The organism is Pseudomonas trutticola BRTCR10, from assembly GCF_056155105.1.
Window position 1 is genome coordinate 2,129,591 of record NZ_CM149552.1, and the last position, 19,654, is coordinate 2,149,244.

Sequence of the window (19,654 nt, forward strand, 5' to 3'; positions counted from 1 at the left end):
TAACCGACGTGAACCGAATTTAGCAGGTCTGACTTTTCGGTCAATGGTTTTCTGACTTAAAGGTCAGGAAAATACGTTTCGTCGATCAGCAACGTGTCTATTCAGTATTGACCCTCATCGGTCACCCCGCTTTTTTGCGGGATTCGTGCCAAAAACCGCTGAGTGGGCACTCCGCCATGCCCGTGCATTTGCGCTACACTGCGCCGCTTGTGCAGATCGATAGAGTTTGAAGGACAACCATGACGTTCAAGGCGCCGGACAGCCTCGCCGAGCAAATTGCTCACCACCTCGCCGAACGCATCATTCGTGGCGAAATGAAGCCGGGAGAGCGCATCCAGGAACAGAAGGTCACGCTGGCACTTAATGTCAGCCGCGGATCGGTCCGCGAAGCCTTGCTGATCCTCGAACGCCGCCACCTGATCGCGATCCTGCCGCGCCGTGGCGCGCACGTCACCGAACTGACGCCGCACAAGGTGCAGAGCCTGTGCACGCTGATGAGCGAGCTGTACATCCTGCTCGGCAATTCGGTGGCCAACGGCTGGCAAGTGCAGTCGGACATGGCGCCGTTCGTGCAGATCCAGCAGCGCCTGACCGCCAGCTACGAGCGCCAGGACATCCGCAGTTTTGTCGACGACAGCTTCAGCGTCATGCGCGCTGCCTATCCGTTCGCCAACAACCCGTACCTGCAAGAGACCGTCGAGAACCTGCAGCCGGCCATGAGCCGCGCCTACTTCCTTGCCCTCGAACAGCGCAAGGCCGAAATGAGCGAGTTCCTCGAACTGTTCGAGCGCTTGCTGGCCGCCGTGCTTGCCCGTGATTTGCCGCAGATCCGCATCGTGCTGACGGCTTACGCCCAGCGCAGCTGCGATCTGGTGGTGTCCGCCCTGACGGTTGCCTAAGCGTGCGGCTCAAGTGCATCAAACTGGCGGGATTCAAGTCCTTCGTCGACCCGACCACGGTGAACTTCCCCAGTAACATGGCGGCAGTCGTCGGGCCGAACGGTTGCGGCAAGTCGAACATCATCGACGCCGTGCGCTGGGTGATGGGCGAAAGTTCGGCGAAGAACCTCCGTGGCGAGTCGATGACCGACGTCATCTTCAACGGTTCGACCAGCCGTAAACCGGTGAGTCAGGCCAGCATCGAACTGGTCTTCGACAACTCCGACGGCACGTTGCTGGGCGAGTACGCGGCTTACGCGGAAATCTCCATTCGCCGCAAAGTCACTCGCGACAGCCAGACCACCTATTACCTCAACGGCACCAAATGCCGTCGTCGCGATATCACCGATATTTTCCTCGGCACCGGCCTCGGCCCGCGCAGTTACTCGATCATCGAGCAGGGGATGATCTCCAAGCTGATCGAGTCCAAGCCCGAAGACCTGCGCAACTTCATTGAAGAAGCGGCCGGCATCTCGAAATATAAAGAGCGCCGGCGCGAAACCGAAAACCGTATCCGCCGCACCCACGAAAACCTTGCTCGCCTGACCGACCTGCGCGAAGAGCTGGAGCGTCAACTCGAACGCCTGCACCGCCAGGCCGAGGCGGCGAAGAAGTATCAGGAATTCAAAGCCGAGGAGCGTCAGCTCAAGGCGCAACTGTCGGCCCTGCGCTGGCAGGATCTGAACGATCAGGTCGGCCAGCGCGAGTCGATCATCGGCACTCAGGAAATCAGTTTCGAAGCCTTGGTCGCAGAACAGCGCAATGCCGACGCGGCCATCGAACGCCTGCGCGACGGGCACCACGATCTGTCCGAACGCTTCAATCTGGTGCAGGGGCGCTTCTATTCGGTCGGCGGCGACATCGCCCGGGTCGAGCAGAGCATCCAGCACGGCCAGCAACGTTTGCGCCAGTTGCAGGACGATCTGAAAGAAGCCGAACGCGCACGCCTGGAAACCGAATCGCATCTGGGTCACGATCGCACCTTGCTGCTGACCCTCGGCGAAGAGCTGGACATGCTCACGCCCGAGCAGGAAGTCACCAGCGCTGCCGCCGAAGAAGCCGCCGCTGCGCTGGAAGATTCCGAAAGCGTCATGCACGGTTGGCAGGAGCAGTGGGACGCCTTCAACCTGACCGCCGCCGAACCGCGTCGTCAGGCCGAAGTGCAGCAGTCGCGCATCCAGCAGCTGGAAACCAGCATGGAGCGCCTCGCCGATCGGCAAAAGCGCCTCGGCGAAGAGCGCGCGCTGCTTTCGGCCGACCCGGAAGACGCGGCGATCATGGAGCTCAACGAGCAACTCGCCGAGTCCGAAGCGACCCTCGAAGATTTGCAGACCAGCGAAGAGGCTCAGGTCGAAAAGCTCGAGCAACTTCGTCAGGAATTGCAGCAGGCGTTGACCGCGCAGCAACAGGCGCAGGGTGACTTGCAGCGGCTCAATGGTCGCCTGGCTTCGCTGGAAGCCTTGCAACAAGCCGCACTCGATCCAGGCACCGGCACTGCCGAATGGTTAAAGGAACACAACCTCACCGAGCGTCCGCGCCTGGCCGAAGGCCTGAAGGTCGAGGCCGGTTGGGAGCTGGCGGTGGAAACCGTGCTCGGCGCCGATCTGCAGGCGGTGCTGGTCGACGACTTCAGCGGCTTCGATCTGTCCGGTTTCACCCAAGGCGATTTGCGCCTGCTCAGCCCCGGCACCGATGGCGTACGCGTGGCCGGCAGCTTGCTGGATAAGGTCGAGGCGCAGATCGATCTGTCGCCGTGGCTCGGTCAGGTCAAACCCGTCGACAGCCTCGAACAGGCCTTGGCCTTGCGTGGACAATTAAGCGCTGGCGAGAGCCTGATCAGCCGTGACGGTTATTGGGTCGGTCGACACTTCCTGCGCGTACGTCGTGCCAGCGAAGCGGAAAGCGGCATGCTCGCCCGTGGCCAGGAAATCGAAGCGCTGCACCTTGAGCGCGAAGAGAAAGAAGCCACGGTCGAGGCCATGGAAAACCGTCTGCAAACCTTGCGCGCGCAACAGCGCCAGCAGGAAAACGGTCGCGAACATTTGCGTCGTTTGCTGCAAGACGAAGCACGTCAGCAAGGTGAATTGAAAGCGCAACTGTCCGCCGGCAAAGCCAAGGCCGAACAGTTGACTTTGCGCCGCACACGCCTCGATGAAGAGCTGGTCGAGCTTGGCGAACAGCGCGAACTTGAGCACGAACAAGTCGGCGAAGCGCGCATGCAGTTGCAGGAAGCCCTCGACGCGATGGCACTGGATACCGAGCAGCGCGAATTGCTGTTGGCCCAGCGCGACAGCCTGCGCGAGCGCCTTGATCGCGTGCGTCAGGAAGCGCGTCAGCACAAGGATCACGCGCACCAATTGGCCGTGCGTCTCGGCTCGTTGCGCGCTCAGCATGATTCCACGCGTCAGGCGCTGGAGCGTCTGGAAATGCAGGCCGAGCGTCTGACCGAAAAACGCGAACAGTTGAGTCTGAATCTGGAGGAGGGCGAGGCACCGCTGGAAGAGCTGCGCCTGAAACTCGAAGAACTGCTCGACAAGCGCATGACCGTCGACGAAGAACTCAAGACTGCGCAGATCGCCCTGGAAGACGCCGACCGCGAATTGCGCGACGCAGAAAAGCGCCGGACCCAGGCCGAGCAGCAATCGCAGTTGATTCGCGGCCAGCTCGAACAACAACGCATGGAATGGCAAGCCCTGACCGTGCGCCGCAAGGCTTTGCAGGATCAATTGCTCGAAGACGGCTACGATCTCAATGGCGTGCTCGCCACATTGACCGCGCAGGCCAGTGAACGCGAAGCCGAAGAAGAACTCGAAAGGATCAATGCGCGGATTCAACGCCTGGGCGCGATCAACCTCGCGGCCATCGATGAATACACGCAACAGTCCGAGCGTAAGCGTTATCTGGATGCGCAGGATGCCGATCTGGTCGAAGCACTGGAGACGCTGGAAAACGTTATCCGCAAGATCGACAAGGAAACCCGTAACCGTTTCAAAGATACCTTTGATCAGATCAATGGCGGTTTACAGGCACTTTTTCCAAAAGTTTTCGGTGGTGGACGGGCGTATTTGGAACTGACGGGCGAAGATCTACTCGATACAGGGGTAACGATCATGGCGCAGCCGCCAGGGAAGAAGAACAGCACCATCCATTTGCTCTCCGGCGGGGAAAAAGCCCTGACCGCGCTGGCACTGGTATTTGCCATCTTCAAATTGAATCCGGCGCCGTTCTGCATGCTCGATGAGGTTGACGCGCCACTGGATGACGCTAACGTTGGACGCTACGCACGCTTGGTCAAAGAGATGTCGCAGACCGTGCAGTTCATCTACATCACCCACAACAAAATCGCCATGGAAATGGCCGAGCAGTTGATGGGCGTAACGATGCATGAACCGGGTTGTTCGCGACTGGTAGCCGTGGATGTCGAGGAGGCGATGGCGATGGTGGACGCCTGAGCCAGCGTGGTGTCGGAAAGGTAATTTAGTCTTGTAGGACTTTTTTACCGCGTTCGACTTGCTGGCCAATCGACATATTCGCGCAAGCCAATGAGACAGACGGTGTAAAGTTGTCTTTGGTCGTGCTAGTTTAATGTCAATTTTTCGTATACGTGGGCAAAACGCCTGTCAGAACATAGAGTTGGCGCCACGTTTTAAAGCGGTTTGCACAGTGTAAACCCCTTATTTTTCAGCATTTTTTATAGAGGCACGGGATTACATGGAAATCGGTCTGCGCGAGTGGCTGATCGTCATCGGCATCATTGTGATAGCCGGTATTCTTTTCGATGGCTGGCGCCGTATGCGCGGCGGCAAGGGAAAACTGAAATTCCGTCTTGACCGAAGTCTGTCCAACCTGCCGGACGAGGACACCAGCGCCGAGCTGTTGGGCCCGGCTCGCGTGCTGGACAACCATAAAGAACCGCAGCTGGACGAACACGATCTGCCCTCGGTGAGCATGCCGGCCCGCGAAGCACGCGAGCCTCGCGAATCCGGTTCGAAGCGTGGCAAACGTGGCAGCAACGGTCCGGCTCAGGGTGACCTGAACCTCAATCTCGATCTGGATGACGGCCCGAGCTTCAGCAGCCGTGACGATGACTTCGTTGAAGACAGCAAGCCTGCGCCTGCTGTTGTCGACAAGGATCAGCCGCAAGCCGAAGAAGTGCTGGTGATCAGCGTGATCTGCCGCGACGCTGCCGGCTTCAAAGGCCCGGCGCTGTTGCAGAACATTCTGGAAAGTGGTCTGCGTTTTGGCGAGATGGATATTTTCCACCGCCACGAAAGCATGGCCGGCAACGGTGAAGTGTTGTTCTCCATGGCCAATGCGGTCAAACCGGGCATATTCGATCTGGACGATATCGACCATTTCAGCACCCCGGCGGTGAGCTTCTTCCTCGGCCTGCCAGGCCCGCGTCATCCTAAGCAGGCTTTCGATGTCATGGTGGCCGCAGCCCGCAAGCTGTCGCAGGAACTGAACGGCGAGCTGAAAGATGACCAGCGCAGCGTGCTGACCGCACAAACGATTGAGCACTACCGTCAGCGCATCGTCGAGTTCGAACGCCGCGCCCTGACCCAGAAGCGTTGATTGAAAAGATTGCCTCGCGATAAAAAAGAGGCAATCGGCAAATAGATTGAGCAGCCTCGGCTGCTCTTTTGCTTTATGAGAGAACACCCCATGACCGCCGCCAAAAACCGCATTCTAGAGCTGCGCGCTGAACTAGATCAGCACAATTACCGGTACCACGTCCTCGACGAACCGAGCATTCCGGACGCCGAGTACGACCGGTTGTTCCACGAGCTCAAAGCGCTGGAAGCGGCCAATCCCGAACTGATCACCAGCGACTCACCGACCCAGCGCGTCGGCAGCGTGGCGCTCACCGCGTTCACCCAGGTGCGTCACGAAGTGCCGATGCTCAGCCTCGGCAACGCCTTCGAAGAAACCGACATGCGCGAGTTCGATCGCCGCGTCACCGAAGGGCTGGATCTGCCGGCCGGTGACCTGTTCGGTGGCGGCGCGGCGGTGGAGTACAGCTGCGAACCCAAGCTCGATGGCCTGGCGGTCAGCCTGCTCTATCAGGACGGCGTGCTGGTACGTGGCGCCACACGCGGCGACGGCACCACCGGTGAAGACATCAGCGTCAACGTGCGCACCGTGCGTAACATTCCCCTGAAGCTGCACGGCGAAGGCTGGCCGGCGACCCTGGAAGTGCGCGGTGAAGTGTTCATGTCCAAGGCCGGTTTCGAGCGCCTCAACGCCTCGCAACTGGAAGTCGGCGGCAAGACCTTCGCCAACCCGCGCAACGCTGCGGCCGGCAGCTTGCGTCAGCTGGATTCGAAGATCACCGCCAACCGTCCGCTGGAATTCTGCTGCTACGGCATTGGTCAGGTTTCCCACGATATTGCCGACACCCACATCGGCAACCTCAAGCAGTTGCAGAAATGGGGCATGCCGATCAGTCACGAGCTGAAGCTGGCCAAGGGCATTGGCGAGTGCCTGGATTACTACCGCGACATCGGCGAGCGGCGTAATTCGCTGGCCTATGAAATCGACGGCGTGGTGTTCAAGGTCAACAGCATCGCCGATCAGCGTGAGCTGGGCTTCCGCGCCCGCGAACCGCGCTGGGCCATCGCGCATAAATTCCCGGCGATGGAAGAGCTCACCGAGTTGCTCGACGTGGAATTCCAGGTCGGCCGCACCGGCGCCGTCACGCCAGTCGCACGACTGAAACCGGTCAAGGTTGCCGGCGTCACCGTGGCCAACGCCACGCTGCACAACATGGACGAAGTGGCGCGTCTGGGCTTGATGATCGGTGACACCGTGATCATCCGTCGCGCCGGCGACGTGATTCCGCAAGTGGTGCAGGTGGTTATGGATCGCCGCCCGGAAAACGCCCGTGCGGTGCAGATTCCCGATAGCTGCCCGGTCTGTGGTTCGCACGTCGAGCGCACGCAACTGATCAAGCGCAGCAAAGGCAAGGAAACCGTCAGCGAAGGCGCGGTGTATCGCTGCGTCGGCCGTCTGGCCTGTGGCGCGCAACTGAAGCAGGCGATCATCCACTTCGTCTCGCGCCGGGCGATGGACATTGAAGGCCTGGGCGACAAGAGCGTCGAGCAACTGGTCGACGAAGGTCTGGTCAGCTCGCCGGCCGATCTGTACGCGCTGAAATTCGACGACATCGTCGATCTGGAAGGTTTTGCCGAGGTGTCGAGCAACAAACTGCTCGCGGCCATCGAGGACAGCAAGAAACCGGGGCTGGCGCGTTTCATCTATGCGCTGGGCATTCCTGATGTCGGCGAAGAAACGGCCAAGGTCCTGGCGCGCTCGCTGGGGTCGCTGGAGCGCGTTCAGCAGGCGTTGCCGCAAGTGTTGACCTACCTGCCGGATGTTGGCCTGGAAGTGGCGCACGAGATTCACAGCTTCTTTGAAGATGCGCATAACCAACAGGTGATCACTGAATTGCTCGGCCATGGTTTGCAGATTCAGGACCAAGGCGAGTTGGGCGCCGAGTTTGCTGCCAGCACCACGCTTGGCGGTTTCCTCGACAAACTGCACATCCCTTCGGTCGGCCCGGGCGGTGCGCAGAAACTGGCGGACAAGTTTGGTTCGCTGGAAGCGGTGATGAATGCCGACTGGCTGGACATGCGTCAGGCACTGCCGGAGAAACAGGCGAATTCGGTACGTGAGTTTTTTGCCTTGCCTGAGCATCGGCAACTGGCGGAAGAATCCGAGAAACAACTGCGCGATTTCGGTATGCACTGGCAGAGCGAGAAGAAAGTCGTCGAAGGCTTGCCGCTGTCCGGCGAGACCTGGGTGCTGACCGGCAAGGTCGAGTTGATGAGCCGTGATGTTGCCAAAGAGCATCTGGAAAGCCTGGGTGCCAAGGTCGCCGGTTCGGTCTCGGCGAAAACTCACTGCGTGGTCGCCGGCCCCGGCGCTGGTTCCAAGCTGACCAAGGCCAATGAACTGGGCGTGAAGGTAATGGACGAAGAAACCTTTATCGCTTTCCTCAAAACCCATGGCCTGAACGTTTGATCGTTCCCACGCTCCCGCGTGGGAATGCCGCCCCGGTCGCTCCGCGTCCGCTGTGACGCAGAGCGTCACTGGATGCATTCCCACGCAGAGCGTTGGAACGATCAGCAAAACGCGGGAACGATGTTGTCACGAGGATGATCTAGTCTTGGCAAGCCCCAGGGAGAGATCGCCATGTACCGCTTTTTCGAGCAGCTCAGTTCTCGCATCGTCGCGCCGTTCATGGGCGAGTCTTCACGCAACAGCAAAGTCTGGCCGTGCCGCTGCGGCCAGTCGCTGTTCTTTCGCAATAGCCAGTGCCTGGCGTGCAATGCCTTGCTCGGCTATCAACCCGAAGAAAGTCGCCTGACCTCGCTGCAACCCGGGCCGCAGGATGGCACCTGGACCCTCGACGCCGATCCCGACGCCGGGCTGTTCCGTCGTTGCGCCAACTTAGACACGCCTGCCGCGTGCAACTGGCTGCTGCCGGCCAACGATCACGACAGCCTGTGCATCGCCTGCAGCCTCAACCGGACCATCCCCGATCTGTCCGACCCGGAAAACCCCGTGCGCTGGCGCAAGGTCGAAATTGCCAAGCGGCGACTGATCGCGCAACTGATCACCCTCGGCTTGCAGGTCACCCCGAAAACCGTGGACGAGCAAACCGGGCTGGCCTTTGACTTTATCGGCGTCGACCTCGAAGGCAACGCGCCGATGACCGGCCATGCCAACGGCCTGATCACCCTCGATATCAAAGAAGCTGACGACGCCCACCGCGAGCGGGTGAGGGCGCAGATGCACGAACCGTATCGCACGCTGCTCGGGCATTTCCGCCATGAGGTCGGCCACTACTACTGGGATCGCCTGATCGCCAACGGCCCGTGGCTCGATTCATTCCGCAACCTGTTCGGCGATGAACGCACCAGTTATGCCGAGTCGCTGGATCGACACTACCAGCAGGGCGCCCCACTGGACTGGCCGCAGCAGTACGTCAGTGCCTACGCAACCATGCACCCGTGGGAAGACTGGGCAGAAACCTGGGCGCATTACCTGCACATGATGGACGCCGTGGACACGGCGCTGGGCTTTGGCATGAGCGCGCGGGAAATGGATTTCGACTACCAGCCGTTTCCCACAAGCACGCTCTACGATCCCGAGCATCCCGGCGGCGAGGCGTTTCTCTCGTTCGTCAACGCGTGGATCGAACTGGCCGGCATGCTCAATGAACTGTCACGCAGCATGGGCCAGCCGGATTTTTACCCGTTCGTGCTGCCGGCGCCGGCGATTGCCAAACTGCACTTCATTCATCTGGTGATCCAGCAGGCGGGCGGCCGGGCAGACGAGGTTCTTGCCCTGTAAACGCTGACGCAGGTTGCGATCTTTTCGGGCATGGCGCATGTCCTTGAAGCTGTTCATATTTTTATCTGCAACCAACGGTTGTAACTTCACCTCAGATAGGTACAATGGCGCGGCTCGCCGACAGGCAAGCGTCGTTATGGTGACCCCATCGGTCCCCCCGCAACGATTACCCGTGAACCTGGTCAGAGCCGGAAGGCAGCAGCCACAGCGGGAACATTGTGTGCCGGGGTGTGGCTGGTGGGGTTACCACCTTAACGAACAATCGAACGCTTCAAACAGAACTGCATGGGTTTCGCCCACTGCGGTTTTTTTTTGCCTGCGATTTGCTAGGGTGGGAACAACGTAATATTAGGGCGCCGATAGCCTGTAATAGCTGAAGGTTCTATTGCTCTCGACGCGCCCAAAAATGGTTAAGGACGGTACCAGTCTGCTAATTTTCTGATGTAAAGAGGTGCATCCTCGATTTTTTTTCTAAAAACAATATTTTCTTCGCTAATAGATAAAATATAGGGTGTTATCTCGGCAACATCTTCTGGTGGAAATCCGTACCGCATTAACAGCATATGGTACGCATTATTTGTGCCGAACCGTAATAGTTCGATCATTTTCTCGGCTCGAGAGTCTTGTGTGAGATTTTTGTAAATTTTAAATGCAGCAGAAAAAGTATCTGATAATGAGAAAGATATTACTTGATCTACATAGTCGTAGGTGTCGAAAATGACTGCGTCGTAGCTGACATCCTTTGCTTTAATAGATTTGAATAGAGGGTATTTTCTCGTTAACGTACTGTCAGGCAACTTATTGGCAGGTTGAGTAAATGCGGCATCACCCATTTTCCCTTCTTCACGTTTTGAAATATAATTGTATCTGATGCCAACGATTTCTCTGAATGAGCGTCCCTGTATAGAATGTAGAAATATAGAAATTGCAGAGTCGAAGACGGCTTCCTCGCCTTCAAATAATCCACGATTAAGAGATGACTCGAATAGGGTTTTAAAATTTTTGCATACCTCTAATCTGGTGTCCTTATTCGGCTTTCCTGAAATGTTATCTCTTATCGTACCACCGCGTTTATAAATTATTTCAAGAATGCGCCTGCACGCGGCTATTGACTCTTCGCTAGATAAACGTTCTACCTTTGATTGAGGTATATGTAATTCGTCATCAAAGGTGCCTGAGCGAATAGAATCTAAGAGTTCGTCTGAGTCAGAAGGTTCATCGCCGGAGCTTGACTCAATCAATGACTCTTCACTCAGATGATAGTGATCATTGATTCTTTCGGTGAATAACTTTGCACTTTCGGTGAATATGTATCCGTAATCAAATTTCTTGTCATCTGATAATCGGCCTGCCCTGCCTATAAGATTTTTAAAGGCTAACGATCTGTCGCTACCATCGTCACCCATGAAGCGCATGCTTTCTAACCAGACAATGTCAAATGGCATGTTGACGCCCTGAGCCAGCGTACTAGTCGCAAAGCATATTTTTGCAAAGCCGTTCCGTATAAAGTCTTCAACTAAAAAGCGTACTTCCAATGGGACGGAGCCGTGATGGATTACAACGCCTTTGTGAAGCAGTGCAACCAGTTTCGAGCGGTGAATGCTCTGATCTGCGCCGAGCAAATGCTCAATTGTAGTTATTATTTCTTTTGCCTTTGAGTCTGTTATGAATGGAAATAAGTCAATGTTGGAGTGGAAGTTTTTAAGAAATACTCCCTTGTAGATTGATGATTTCGAAACATATACAAGAATGGAATGTTCTCCATTTAAGGCAAAGCTTTCAAATTTTTGAGGGAATTCAATACATTTTTTTAATGTGTAACCTTTTTCTTCAAAGGGGCTGAAGTAGTAAGAGTTTCCGTTGCTATGGCGTTGAATGCTTATTTTTCCAACTGTTCCATGCGTGTAGGACCTAGAAAAGCTATGTTCGTCATTTATGCCATGCTTTTTAAACTGTGCACCAGGATTTTCCACGAATGGGTGTGCAAATATAAGTTTTGCGGTTGGGAAGGATTTTTGTATTCGTCTTACTAGTACATCAAATACTATACCTCTGGCTTTCTCTTCAGATACCTGTGCTTCATCAAAGAAGAAAACTTTTATGTTTAACTTTAGTGTGGTTAGAAATAAATCGCGTGCACGTTCTGGTGTGAGTATGAAAATTCTTTTTAAGTTTCTGCTAGTGAAAACGCTGTCCACAAAAGCCGAAATCATTACATTTTTGTCTCCTCCGAACTTGCGTCTCATAGCGCTCATATATTCAGCTATGAGGGCTCTGGATGGAACCACTACCACAGCATCACCAGATTGTTCTGCGATGAAGTCACGAATGGAGTATGATTTTCCGGCGCTAGTGGGGGCAGAAATAGAAACGAATTGGTTTTCGTCAACAGCGCGCCTAACACTTGCCTGAACAGGAGTAAGGTATTCGCCGTAGTCTTTTTTGTGTTGATTGCCAAATCCGGAAATCAGAAAAGAATATACGTTGTCAGGTTCCTTGATTTTATAGAATAAACCTAGCGCGGAAATCACCTTTTCTTCAAATTCTGCGAATACTTCAGTATGGAATTCTTTGTAATAGCTTAATGTTTCAAGGATGTCGGAGCTTATCGGGCCGTCTGTATGTAATTTTTCTAGTACAATTGTTAGGTCGTAAAATGGGCTTTCACTGTGTTTGATTTTTGTAATTTTGCTTGTGTTCATTTGCTTACACCTACCAAGTAGATAGTTTCAATCTTGGCTGTGGATAGGATTTTTTCTGCGCTCGAAAGAGCGTTTTCAAAAATTGTCAGCGGGGTAGAAGAGTTTAAAGAGAACGCTGCAACAATCCCAAATTGATCGTTGTCTAAGTTCTTTATTGCATTTTTATTTACTAAGTTGATCAGGTGTACTCGATCCCTAAAGTGTTTTTCTTCTGTTACGAATTTGTGTGCCTGAGAAAGTGCTTCTCCATGTGGGTTTTTTTTTGTGGAGTATTTTGCTTCCCCGAAATTTATAAATTCTCCTGGACAGGTGGTGTGGAAATCAAACCCCTCATTTTGTTTTTTTTGAGGTTTCCAAAGTTCAGCTATTGGTGTTTGTGCATGATTGAAAATTAGCTGTAGTGCTCTGGCGGAGCCGATGGAAATTAATAATTCTCCAAAGTCGCCAGCGATTTTGCTGGATGCTGACACTCTATTAAATATGTCGACTAATAGGCTTGCGGTCTCTGCAGCAGTTTTTTCATAGGAGCGACGTGTCCCGGAATCTAAATTCATTATCCATGACGTATTTAAGACGGAGTTTGTTAGCTCGAGCGCAATCTTCTTTATGTCGGATACTTTAACGTGGCAAAGTTTTATCTTTGGGGTGGTATGTGCGATTTCTGTGTGCGTACAGCCCCAGTTGGGGTCGTCTATATTGATGCTGTATTTTGGAATGTTCGCCATTATATTTCCCCAGCAGTTATCATGTTTGGATGCGGAAAGGTTAATGGTCTGGACTTTTTTTGAGGCTTCCATTGAGTACTAAGAGGAAGCATATTCAGGCAAGTTTTGATCCGCATTTTTTTCTTTAGAGGGAAGAAAACAGAACACCGGGGCGTGTTCGGTATTACATTCTTGCAGTCACGCTCTGTAATCAGGAGGCGTTGAGAGGGAAGCGGGGTGATATAGCGAGCCATGCTGTAGTCCTCAGTGATTCCATTCATGGCACTCGGCCATGATTGAGGCTATCTTGCTATGGTTGACCTAGTAAAGAGGCGGGATACGAAATCAGTCTGATCCCATCGACTTTTGCGCCCCAGAAAGGCATTTCCTTTGAGTTGGATAGCGCGGCGATGGAGTGGGTAGGTACTTTTTGCCACTCGCTAGCCATAGCGAGTTCAGGTAACCGTTGGTTACGTCTCGATTCGTTAGCGAGATTGGTTTTGAGGTGGCGCGTATTTGGATCGTGGTTTTTGAGCTGAATTTACGTGCGATCCAGAGAGGTTCATTTCAATCGCAGGAAATCACTTGAGTTTATGGCTATGAGCCACTACATTTTGTGCTCGGTAAATCACAAGGAAGGGATAATGAAATCAAGAACCTTATACACCATTCACGATTTGATCGTTAGAGGTTATCACGTAGTGCCTTTGCCGAATGGCAAGTATTTACATCAATTTACACCAAATACTACCGACACGATCTATCAGTTTGAAACGAACAATAGTGCGGCGGAGCTAGTAGATGGTGATCGTTATAATATAGGGTTTAGTACGGATTCAGCTGGTAGGAATATCGTTGAGTTGTCAGCAATGGGGCGCGCGGATACAGTCAATAAAGTCCTCAGCTATCTCGCTGCAAAACAATTCTCTAATGACAAGCTTGAAGAGAATCGCGGCAAGAATGATGAGCGTGTATCTCATAAAGCTAAAGATGGCTATTATTGGGGGAAGAAGTACGCGTGGCGTAGATTTGGGCTCGTAATATCTAAGGATGCTTTTTACCAGTATCTTGAAGAAATTGCGCACCCTTTCGTGCAATGTAGAACCTCTAATCCAGATCTGGGGGTTGGCTCCAATGAGTTGTCTATTGCTTTTAAAGACGAGGGATTAGAAGTCGCAATGGATCAGCTGATCGAAAGTGCTGTTCCAGTTGGTAGGTATTTTAAGTCGCCACTATATAGTCGCAAATTTCAGATAAGGCCAATTAATGCTATTTCGGATAAAAAATAGCTTTTGCGATTAGACTGTCAGTGGGGAGTGTCTCTCTAAGGGCGCTGGTGGTGTGTAAGTGAGCGCCTTTGAGGGCTATCATCAAAAAGTGCCTGCCGTTGGCAGGCATTTTAAATTTAGTGAGGGTTTTTGTAGTTTGCCTCAGAGTTTGTTGAATATAGTTTACTGTTTTTTTTGTTTTGCTCATTCGAACTTTCTGGCGAATGGCGACGTATGTGATGTGAGCGGTTTACTTTGATAGGCTGCGTGGTTTGATATGTGTCTTTTGTTTAGAGGTATGTAGCTCTTATATAATTTAGCGCTCGTCAACTTTAGTACCGGTATACAACCGGATAATCTCATCAATCTCCCCCGACATTTTCATCCTCAGCAACGTGCGCAAAATCCGCTGCACCGGCACCTTCGGATCATTCCTCACATAACAACCGACTTTCTGCTCCTGCAGCACCGCCACACCTTGCAGTTGCTGTCCGGGCGGCAGGCGCTGATTGAACCAGTCCAGCGTCCATTGGTTACTCACCGCGTAGTGATAGCGCCCGGCCAGCAGCTTATCCAGCACCTGCTCCTGATTGCGCGCATCTTCACGTTGCAGTTGATTGGCATCGAAGAGGGGTTGCAGGGTGGGGTAGGTGTAGCCGAGCACTGTGCCGATCGACTGGAGGGGCAGGCTGGAGGGATCGGCGCTGGCGGGTTGATCCTGGCGAGCGATCAGCAAATCACGCTGAAACAACAGCGGAATGCTCCAGATGTAATCGCCGGACTGGTTCGGCAGCCATGACTGTGCGGCGTAGCAGCGCACGTCGACTTCGCCGCGCTCCATGGCACCTTGCACGCGGGCGCGGGGCAGGACGTGAAATTCTGCCGGCACGCCCACTTGAGTGGCGAGGCTAAGCATGATGTCGTGCAGGATGCCTTGGGTCGGGCGACCGCGTTCCAGTTGCACCATCGGCATCGCCCAGCTGTCGGCCACGACGAAGCGTAGCGGTGGTTCCGCTGCTGTCACGCTCAGGCTGATCCCCAGCATTGCCCCCGCGGCCCACCGCATAAACGCTCCGGTAATTCTCCATCCCGGGCCGATAAAAGCCTCTGCTCATGCAGCTTAGCCATATTAGACGAGCACACCGGATGCAATTTTGCCCTTGCTCCGCTAGCATTAGCCGCTTCAGCTTCCTTCGTTGCGACGGTTTTCGATGAGTTATCAGGTTCTTGCACGTAAATGGCGTCCGCGCTCGTTCCGCGAAATGGTCGGCCAGACCCATGTGCTCAAGGCTCTGATCAATGCCTTGGACAGCCAGCGGCTGCACCACGCGTACCTGTTCACCGGTACGCGCGGGGTGGGTAAAACCACGATTGCGCGGATCATTGCCAAATGCCTGAACTGTGAAACAGGTATCACTTCCAGCCCGTGTGGCGAATGTTCGGTGTGCCGTGAAATCGATGAGGGGCGTTTCGTCGACCTGATCGAGATCGACGCCGCCAGCCGCACCAAGGTCGAAGACACCCGCGAACTGCTCGACAACGTGCAGTACGCGCCAAGCCGTGGGCGCTTCAAGGTCTACCTGATCGACGAAGTGCACATGCTTTCCAGCCATTCCTTCAATGCGCTGCTGAAAACCCTTGAAGAGCCGCCGCCGTACGTCAAGTTCATCCTGGCGACCACCGACCCGCAGAAACTTCCGGCAACGATTTTGTCGCGTTGCCTGCAGTTCTCGCTGAAGAACATGACGCCGGAACGTGTGGTCGAGCATCTGACCCACGTACTGACGGCCGAAAACGTGCCGTTCGAAGACGATGCACTGTGGCTGCTCGGTCGCGCCGCTGACGGTTCGATGCGTGACGCCATGAGCCTGACAGATCAGGCGATCGCGTTCGGTGAAGGCAAGGTACTGGCCACCGACGTGCGGGCGATGCTCGGTACGCTGGATCACGGTCAGGTTTACGACGTGCTGCATGCGTTAATCGAAGGCGATGCCAAGGCGTTGCTCGAAGCCGTGCGCCACCTGGCCGAGCAAGGCCCGGACTGGAATGGCGTGCTCTCGGAAATTCTCAATGTGCTGCACCGCGTGGCCATCGCTCAGGCGCTGCCGGAAGGTGTCGACAATGGTCACGGCGACCGTGACCGGGTGTTGGCATTGGCGCAGGCGTTGCCGGCCGAAGACGTGCAGTTCTATTACCAGATGGGCCTGATCGGTCGCCGCGATTTGCCGCTGGCACCGGATCCACGCGGTGGTTTCGAAATGGTCCTGCTGCGAATGCTGGCCTTCCGGCCGGCGGATACGGCGGACGCCCCGAGGCAGCCGCTAAAGCCAGTGGGGATCAGCCAGGCCACAGTTGATTCCGCAAACTCCGTGGCTGCCGCGCCCAAACCTGCGCCGGTAGTCGCAGCGGCTGTTGCACCGACACCAACACCAGCACCAACTCTGGTGGATGCGCCGGTACCGGTTGCCGAGCCTGTGGTCGCAGCTGAGCCGCAACCAGCACCGGAACCCGAGCCGGAGCCAGTTGCCGTCGAAGCAGTGGTCGATCTGCCGTGGAACGATCCGGTAGAGCCTGAGCCCGAGCCCGCGCCCGCGCAGCAACCCGCCGTCGAGCCCGTGCTGGAAACCGCCGCCGAGCAGCCCGAGTTGCCGCCGATGCCGCTGCCGACCCCGGACAGCGTGGTCCCGGACGCACCGGAGTGGGCCGCTGCGCCGATTCCGGAGCCGTCGGTCGCCGACGTCGATGCCGCCACCCCGGGCATGGACATGGACGACGAGCCGCCGCTGGACGAGGATTACATCGAGCCGGACATGGATTCGGCTTACAGCTACCTCGACGAACTGGCCAGCGAACACGCCGCCGAGCCTGCACCGGAGCCTGAGCCAGAACCGGCTGCGGCACCGGCCACCGGTCTGGCCTTGCAATGGCTGGAGCTGTTCCCGAAACTGCCGATTTCCGGCATGACCGGCAGCATCGCCGCCAACTGCACGCTGATTGCGGTCGATGGCGACCATTGGCTGATGCACCTCGATCCGGCGCACAGCGCGCTGTTCAACGCTACGCAACAGCGTCGTCTCAACGATGCGTTGAACCAGTTCCACGGCCGCACGCTGAGCCTGACCATCGAGCTGATCAAGCCCGAGCAGGAAACCCCGGCTCAGGCTGCGTCCCGGCGTCGTGCCAACCGTCAGCGCGAGGCGGAAGAGTCGATCCACGGCGATCCGTTCATCCAGCAGATGGTCCAGCAGTTCGGCGCGGTGGTGCGACACGATACTATTGAACCTGTCGATGCCTTGGTCGCCCAAGGCTAATAACTGAGGGCGTCCGGCCCAACTCGCCGGGCGCTGTTTTGATCCAAGTACTTTTGAGGTGATTCCCATGATGAAAGGTGGCATGGCCGGCCTGATGAAGCAGGCGCAGCAGATGCAGGAAAAAATGGCCAAGATGCAGGAAGAACTGGCCAACGCCGAAGTCACCGGTAAGGCCGGCGGCGATATGGTCACCGTGGTAATGACCGGTCGTCACGACGTCAAGAGCGTGAGCATCGACCCAAGCCTGGTCGAAGGTCTGAGCGAAGACGACAAAGAGATGCTGGAAGCCGTGGTTGCTGCTGCCGTCAACGACGCCGTGCGCAAGATCGAAGCCAACAGCCAGGAAAAAATGGGCAGCATGACCGCCGGCATGAACCTGCCAGCGGGTATGAAACTGCCTTTCTGATTCGCCATTGCGCGGCAGATGAGCTACACAAAATGCCAGGCATCGCGCCTGGCATTTTTGTTTCTGGTTGATCGTTCCCACGCTCTGCGTGGGAACGCAGCCCGGGACGCTCCGCGTCCCCAGTCCAGAGCCGAACGCAGAGCGTCCGTTGAGGCATTCCCACGCGGAGCGTGGGAACGATCAAGTGGAACGCGCCACCGCCACAAAGGTCTGCTCCCTATACCTTCGAATTCCTCATTCACAGGAGACGCTGACATGTCCGACCCTCTGACGCTCAACCAACGCTTTGTCCTGGCCTCGCGCCCGGTGGGCGCACCGACCCCGGAAAACTTCCGTCTGGAGCGCGAAGCGTTGCCGGATCTTGAAGACGGGCAGGTGCTGCTGAAAACCCTCTACCTGTCGCTGGACCCCTACATGCGCGGACGCATGAGTGACGCTCCGTCCTACGCCGCGCCGGTACAAATCGGCGAAGTGATGACCGGTGGCGCTGTCAGCCGGGTCGAGCAATCGCGTCATCCGAAATTCCACGAAGGCGATCTGGTGGTCGGCGCCACCGGTTGGCAGAGCCACAGCATCAGCGACGGCCGCAATATCATTCCGATCCCGTCAGGGCTGCCGAGCCCGTCGATGGCCCTGGGTGTGCTGGGCATGCCGGGCATGACCGCGTACATGGGCCTGATGGACATCGGCCAGCCAAAAGAGGGCGAGACCCTGGTGGTGGCGGCAGCTTCGGGCGCGGTCGGCTCGGTGGTCGGGCAAGTAGCGAAGATCAAAGGCCTGCGCGCTGTGGGTGTGGCGGGCGGTGCCGAGAAGTGCAAATACGTGGTCGAGGAGCTGGGTTTCGATGCGTGCATTGATCACAAAGCGGCGGATTTCGCCGAACAACTGGCCAAGGCTTGCCCGAATGGCATCGACATTTACTACGAGAATATCGGTGGTCATGTGTTCGACGCGGTCGTGCCGCTGCTCAATCCGAAGGCGCGCATTCCGTTGTGCGGGCTGATCGCCGGTTACAACGCCTCTGAGGCGCCCACGGGCCCGGATCGCTTGCCGATGCTGCAACGCACGCTGTTGACCAAGCGCGTGCGAATTCAGGGCTTCATCGTCTTTGATGACTACGGTGATCGTCAGCCGGAATTCATCAGCCACATGGTGCCGTGGGTGCGCGAGGGCAAGGTGAAATTCCGCGAGGACGTGATCGAGGGCCTGGAACAGGCACCCGAGGCGTTTATCGGTCTGCTGGAAGGGCGCAACTTCGGCAAACTGGTGGTGAAGGTCGCCCAGGACTGAGTATTTGACGCTGGCCAGAGGCGCGGGTATAAACCGCGTCTCGTTGTTTTGTCGGAATTTTTACCCATGAGCTTCAGCCCTTTGATTCGCCAACTGATCGACTCCCTGCGAATTCTGCCGGGTGTGGGTCAGAAAACCGCCCAGCGCATGGCGTTGCAGTTGCTCGAGCGCGACCGTAGCGGCGGTCTGCGTCTGGCTCAATCCTTGAATCAGGCCATGGAAGGGGTCGGTCACTGCCGCCAGTGCCGCACGCTGACCGAAGACGATCTGTGCCCGCAGTGCGCCGATACTCGCCGCGACGACACCCTGCTGTGCGTGGTCGAAGGGCCGATGGATGTGTATGCGGTCGAGCAGACCGGTTTCCGTGGGCGCTACTTTGTACTCAAGGGGCACTTGTCGCCGCTGGATGGGCTCGGACCTGAGGCGATCGGCATTCCGCAGTTGATGGCGCGGATTGAAGAGGCGGGGACGTTTACCGAGGTTATCCTGGCCACCAACCCGACGGTGGAAGGTGAGGCGACGGCGCATTACATCGCCCAACTGCTCAACAACAAAGGCCTGATCGCTTCGCGGATTGCCCACGGGGTGCCGTTGGGGGGTGAGCTGGAGCTGGTGGATGGCGGCACGCTGGCGCATTCGTTTGCCGGCCGCAAACCGATCGCCCTCTGAGTTCTTTA

13 protein-coding genes and 1 other RNA gene are annotated in these 19,654 nt (G+C 56.1%); 11 read left to right on the top strand and 3 right to left on the bottom strand.

Annotated features, from left to right (window positions below; all coding sequences use genetic code 11):
• Positions 1-239 precede the first annotated feature (239 nt).
• From ACVVH8_RS09570 to ffs, 6 genes are all read left to right on the top strand, one after another.
• Positions 240-899 carry a GntR family transcriptional regulator gene (locus ACVVH8_RS09570; protein ID WP_103303891.1) on the top strand — a complete coding sequence of 220 codons (660 nt, stop codon included), beginning with the start codon at positions 240-242 and terminating at the stop codon, positions 897-899.
• A gap of 2 nt (positions 900-901) precedes the next feature.
• Positions 902-4,390 (top strand): chromosome segregation protein SMC, encoded by a 3,489-nt coding sequence (smc, locus tag ACVVH8_RS09575; RefSeq protein ID WP_475229679.1) that lies wholly within the window; start codon positions 902-904, stop codon positions 4,388-4,390.
• A gap of 259 nt (positions 4,391-4,649) precedes the next feature.
• Positions 4,650-5,513: a cell division protein ZipA gene (zipA, locus tag ACVVH8_RS09580; protein WP_103303893.1), complete on the top strand. Its 864-nt coding sequence runs from the start codon at positions 4,650-4,652 to the stop codon at positions 5,511-5,513.
• 90 nt (positions 5,514-5,603) lie between these two features.
• The gene (gene ligA / locus ACVVH8_RS09585; RefSeq protein ID WP_103303894.1) at positions 5,604-7,961 is read left to right on the top strand and encodes an NAD-dependent DNA ligase LigA; all 2,358 of its coding nucleotides are present in this window, start codon (positions 5,604-5,606) and stop codon (positions 7,959-7,961) included.
• 171 nt (positions 7,962-8,132) lie between these two features.
• Positions 8,133-9,296: a zinc-binding metallopeptidase family protein gene (locus tag ACVVH8_RS09590; RefSeq protein ID WP_475229681.1), complete on the top strand. Its 1,164-nt coding sequence runs from the start codon at positions 8,133-8,135 to the stop codon at positions 9,294-9,296.
• Between the two features lie 146 nt (positions 9,297-9,442).
• Positions 9,443-9,539, top strand: an RNA gene (gene ffs / locus ACVVH8_RS09595) — signal recognition particle sRNA small type.
• Between the two features lie 167 nt (positions 9,540-9,706).
• On the opposite strand, the gene ACVVH8_RS09600 is transcribed toward ffs, so the two are convergent.
• Both ACVVH8_RS09600 and ACVVH8_RS09605 read right to left on the bottom strand, forming a co-directional pair.
• Positions 9,707-11,998 carry a DEAD/DEAH box helicase gene (locus ACVVH8_RS09600; protein WP_475229684.1) on the bottom strand — a complete coding sequence of 764 codons (2,292 nt, stop codon included), beginning with the start codon at positions 11,996-11,998 and terminating at the stop codon, positions 9,707-9,709.
• Positions 11,995-12,723 carry a hypothetical protein gene (locus ACVVH8_RS09605; RefSeq protein ID WP_475229686.1) on the bottom strand — a complete coding sequence of 243 codons (729 nt, stop codon included), beginning with the start codon at positions 12,721-12,723 and terminating at the stop codon, positions 11,995-11,997. Before ACVVH8_RS09605 ends, ACVVH8_RS09600 begins: the two co-directional genes overlap by 4 nt.
• A gap of 623 nt (positions 12,724-13,346) precedes the next feature.
• On the opposite strand from ACVVH8_RS09605, the gene ACVVH8_RS09610 reads away from it, so the two are divergent.
• A complete protein-coding gene (locus tag ACVVH8_RS09610; RefSeq protein ID WP_475229688.1) occupies positions 13,347-13,991 on the top strand; it encodes a hypothetical protein in 645 nt (214 codons plus the stop codon).
• A gap of 295 nt (positions 13,992-14,286) precedes the next feature.
• Here the strand turns inward: ACVVH8_RS09610 and ACVVH8_RS09615 are convergent, their stop codons facing one another.
• Entirely contained in the window at positions 14,287-15,036 is a 750-nt protein-coding gene (locus ACVVH8_RS09615; protein ID WP_475229691.1) for a substrate-binding periplasmic protein, read from the bottom strand.
• A 145-nt stretch (positions 15,037-15,181) separates the two neighbouring features.
• Here ACVVH8_RS09615 and dnaX point away from each other — a divergent pair, with 145 nt between their 5' ends.
• The 4 genes from dnaX to recR all read left to right on the top strand — a co-directional run bounded on the left by dnaX (position 15,182) and on the right by recR (position 19,646).
• Positions 15,182-17,281 carry a DNA polymerase III subunit gamma/tau gene (gene dnaX / locus ACVVH8_RS09620; protein ID WP_475229694.1) on the top strand — a complete coding sequence of 700 codons (2,100 nt, stop codon included), beginning with the start codon at positions 15,182-15,184 and terminating at the stop codon, positions 17,279-17,281.
• A 67-nt stretch (positions 17,282-17,348) separates the two neighbouring features.
• A complete protein-coding gene (locus tag ACVVH8_RS09625; RefSeq protein WP_003223337.1) occupies positions 17,349-17,687 on the top strand; it encodes a YbaB/EbfC family nucleoid-associated protein in 339 nt (112 codons plus the stop codon).
• A gap of 255 nt (positions 17,688-17,942) precedes the next feature.
• Complete coding sequence (locus tag ACVVH8_RS09630) at positions 17,943-18,977, top strand: NADP-dependent oxidoreductase (protein WP_475229696.1); 1,035 nt, start codon at positions 17,943-17,945, stop codon at positions 18,975-18,977.
• 66 nt (positions 18,978-19,043) lie between these two features.
• Positions 19,044-19,646, top strand: coding sequence for a recombination mediator RecR (recR, locus tag ACVVH8_RS09635; protein ID WP_103303900.1), 603 nt, complete (start codon positions 19,044-19,046; stop codon positions 19,644-19,646).
• Positions 19,647-19,654: the final 8 nt, after the last annotated feature.

Excerpts from the sequence above, each read along its gene's own strand:
- ACVVH8_RS09610 (WP_475229688.1), top strand. The coding sequence starts at position 13,347 with ATGAAATCAAGAACCTTATACACCATTCACGATTTGATCGTTAGAGGT.
- ACVVH8_RS09630 (WP_475229696.1), top strand. The coding sequence starts at position 17,943 with ATGTCCGACCCTCTGACGCTCAACCAACGCTTTGTCCTGGCCTCGCGC.
- ACVVH8_RS09615 (WP_475229691.1), bottom strand. The coding sequence starts at position 15,036 with ATGCGGTGGGCCGCGGGGGCAATGCTGGGGATCAGCCTGAGCGTGACA.
- dnaX (WP_475229694.1), top strand. The coding sequence starts at position 15,182 with ATGAGTTATCAGGTTCTTGCACGTAAATGGCGTCCGCGCTCGTTCCGC.
- ACVVH8_RS09605 (WP_475229686.1), bottom strand. The coding sequence starts at position 12,723 with ATGGCGAACATTCCAAAATACAGCATCAATATAGACGACCCCAACTGG.
- ligA (WP_103303894.1), top strand. The coding sequence starts at position 5,604 with ATGACCGCCGCCAAAAACCGCATTCTAGAGCTGCGCGCTGAACTAGAT.
- ACVVH8_RS09625 (WP_003223337.1), top strand. The coding sequence starts at position 17,349 with ATGATGAAAGGTGGCATGGCCGGCCTGATGAAGCAGGCGCAGCAGATG.
- ACVVH8_RS09570 (WP_103303891.1), top strand. The coding sequence starts at position 240 with ATGACGTTCAAGGCGCCGGACAGCCTCGCCGAGCAAATTGCTCACCAC.
- ACVVH8_RS09600 (WP_475229684.1), bottom strand. The coding sequence starts at position 11,998 with ATGAACACAAGCAAAATTACAAAAATCAAACACAGTGAAAGCCCATTT.
- recR (WP_103303900.1), top strand. The coding sequence starts at position 19,044 with ATGAGCTTCAGCCCTTTGATTCGCCAACTGATCGACTCCCTGCGAATT.
- zipA (WP_103303893.1), top strand. The coding sequence starts at position 4,650 with ATGGAAATCGGTCTGCGCGAGTGGCTGATCGTCATCGGCATCATTGTG.
- ACVVH8_RS09590 (WP_475229681.1), top strand. The coding sequence starts at position 8,133 with ATGTACCGCTTTTTCGAGCAGCTCAGTTCTCGCATCGTCGCGCCGTTC.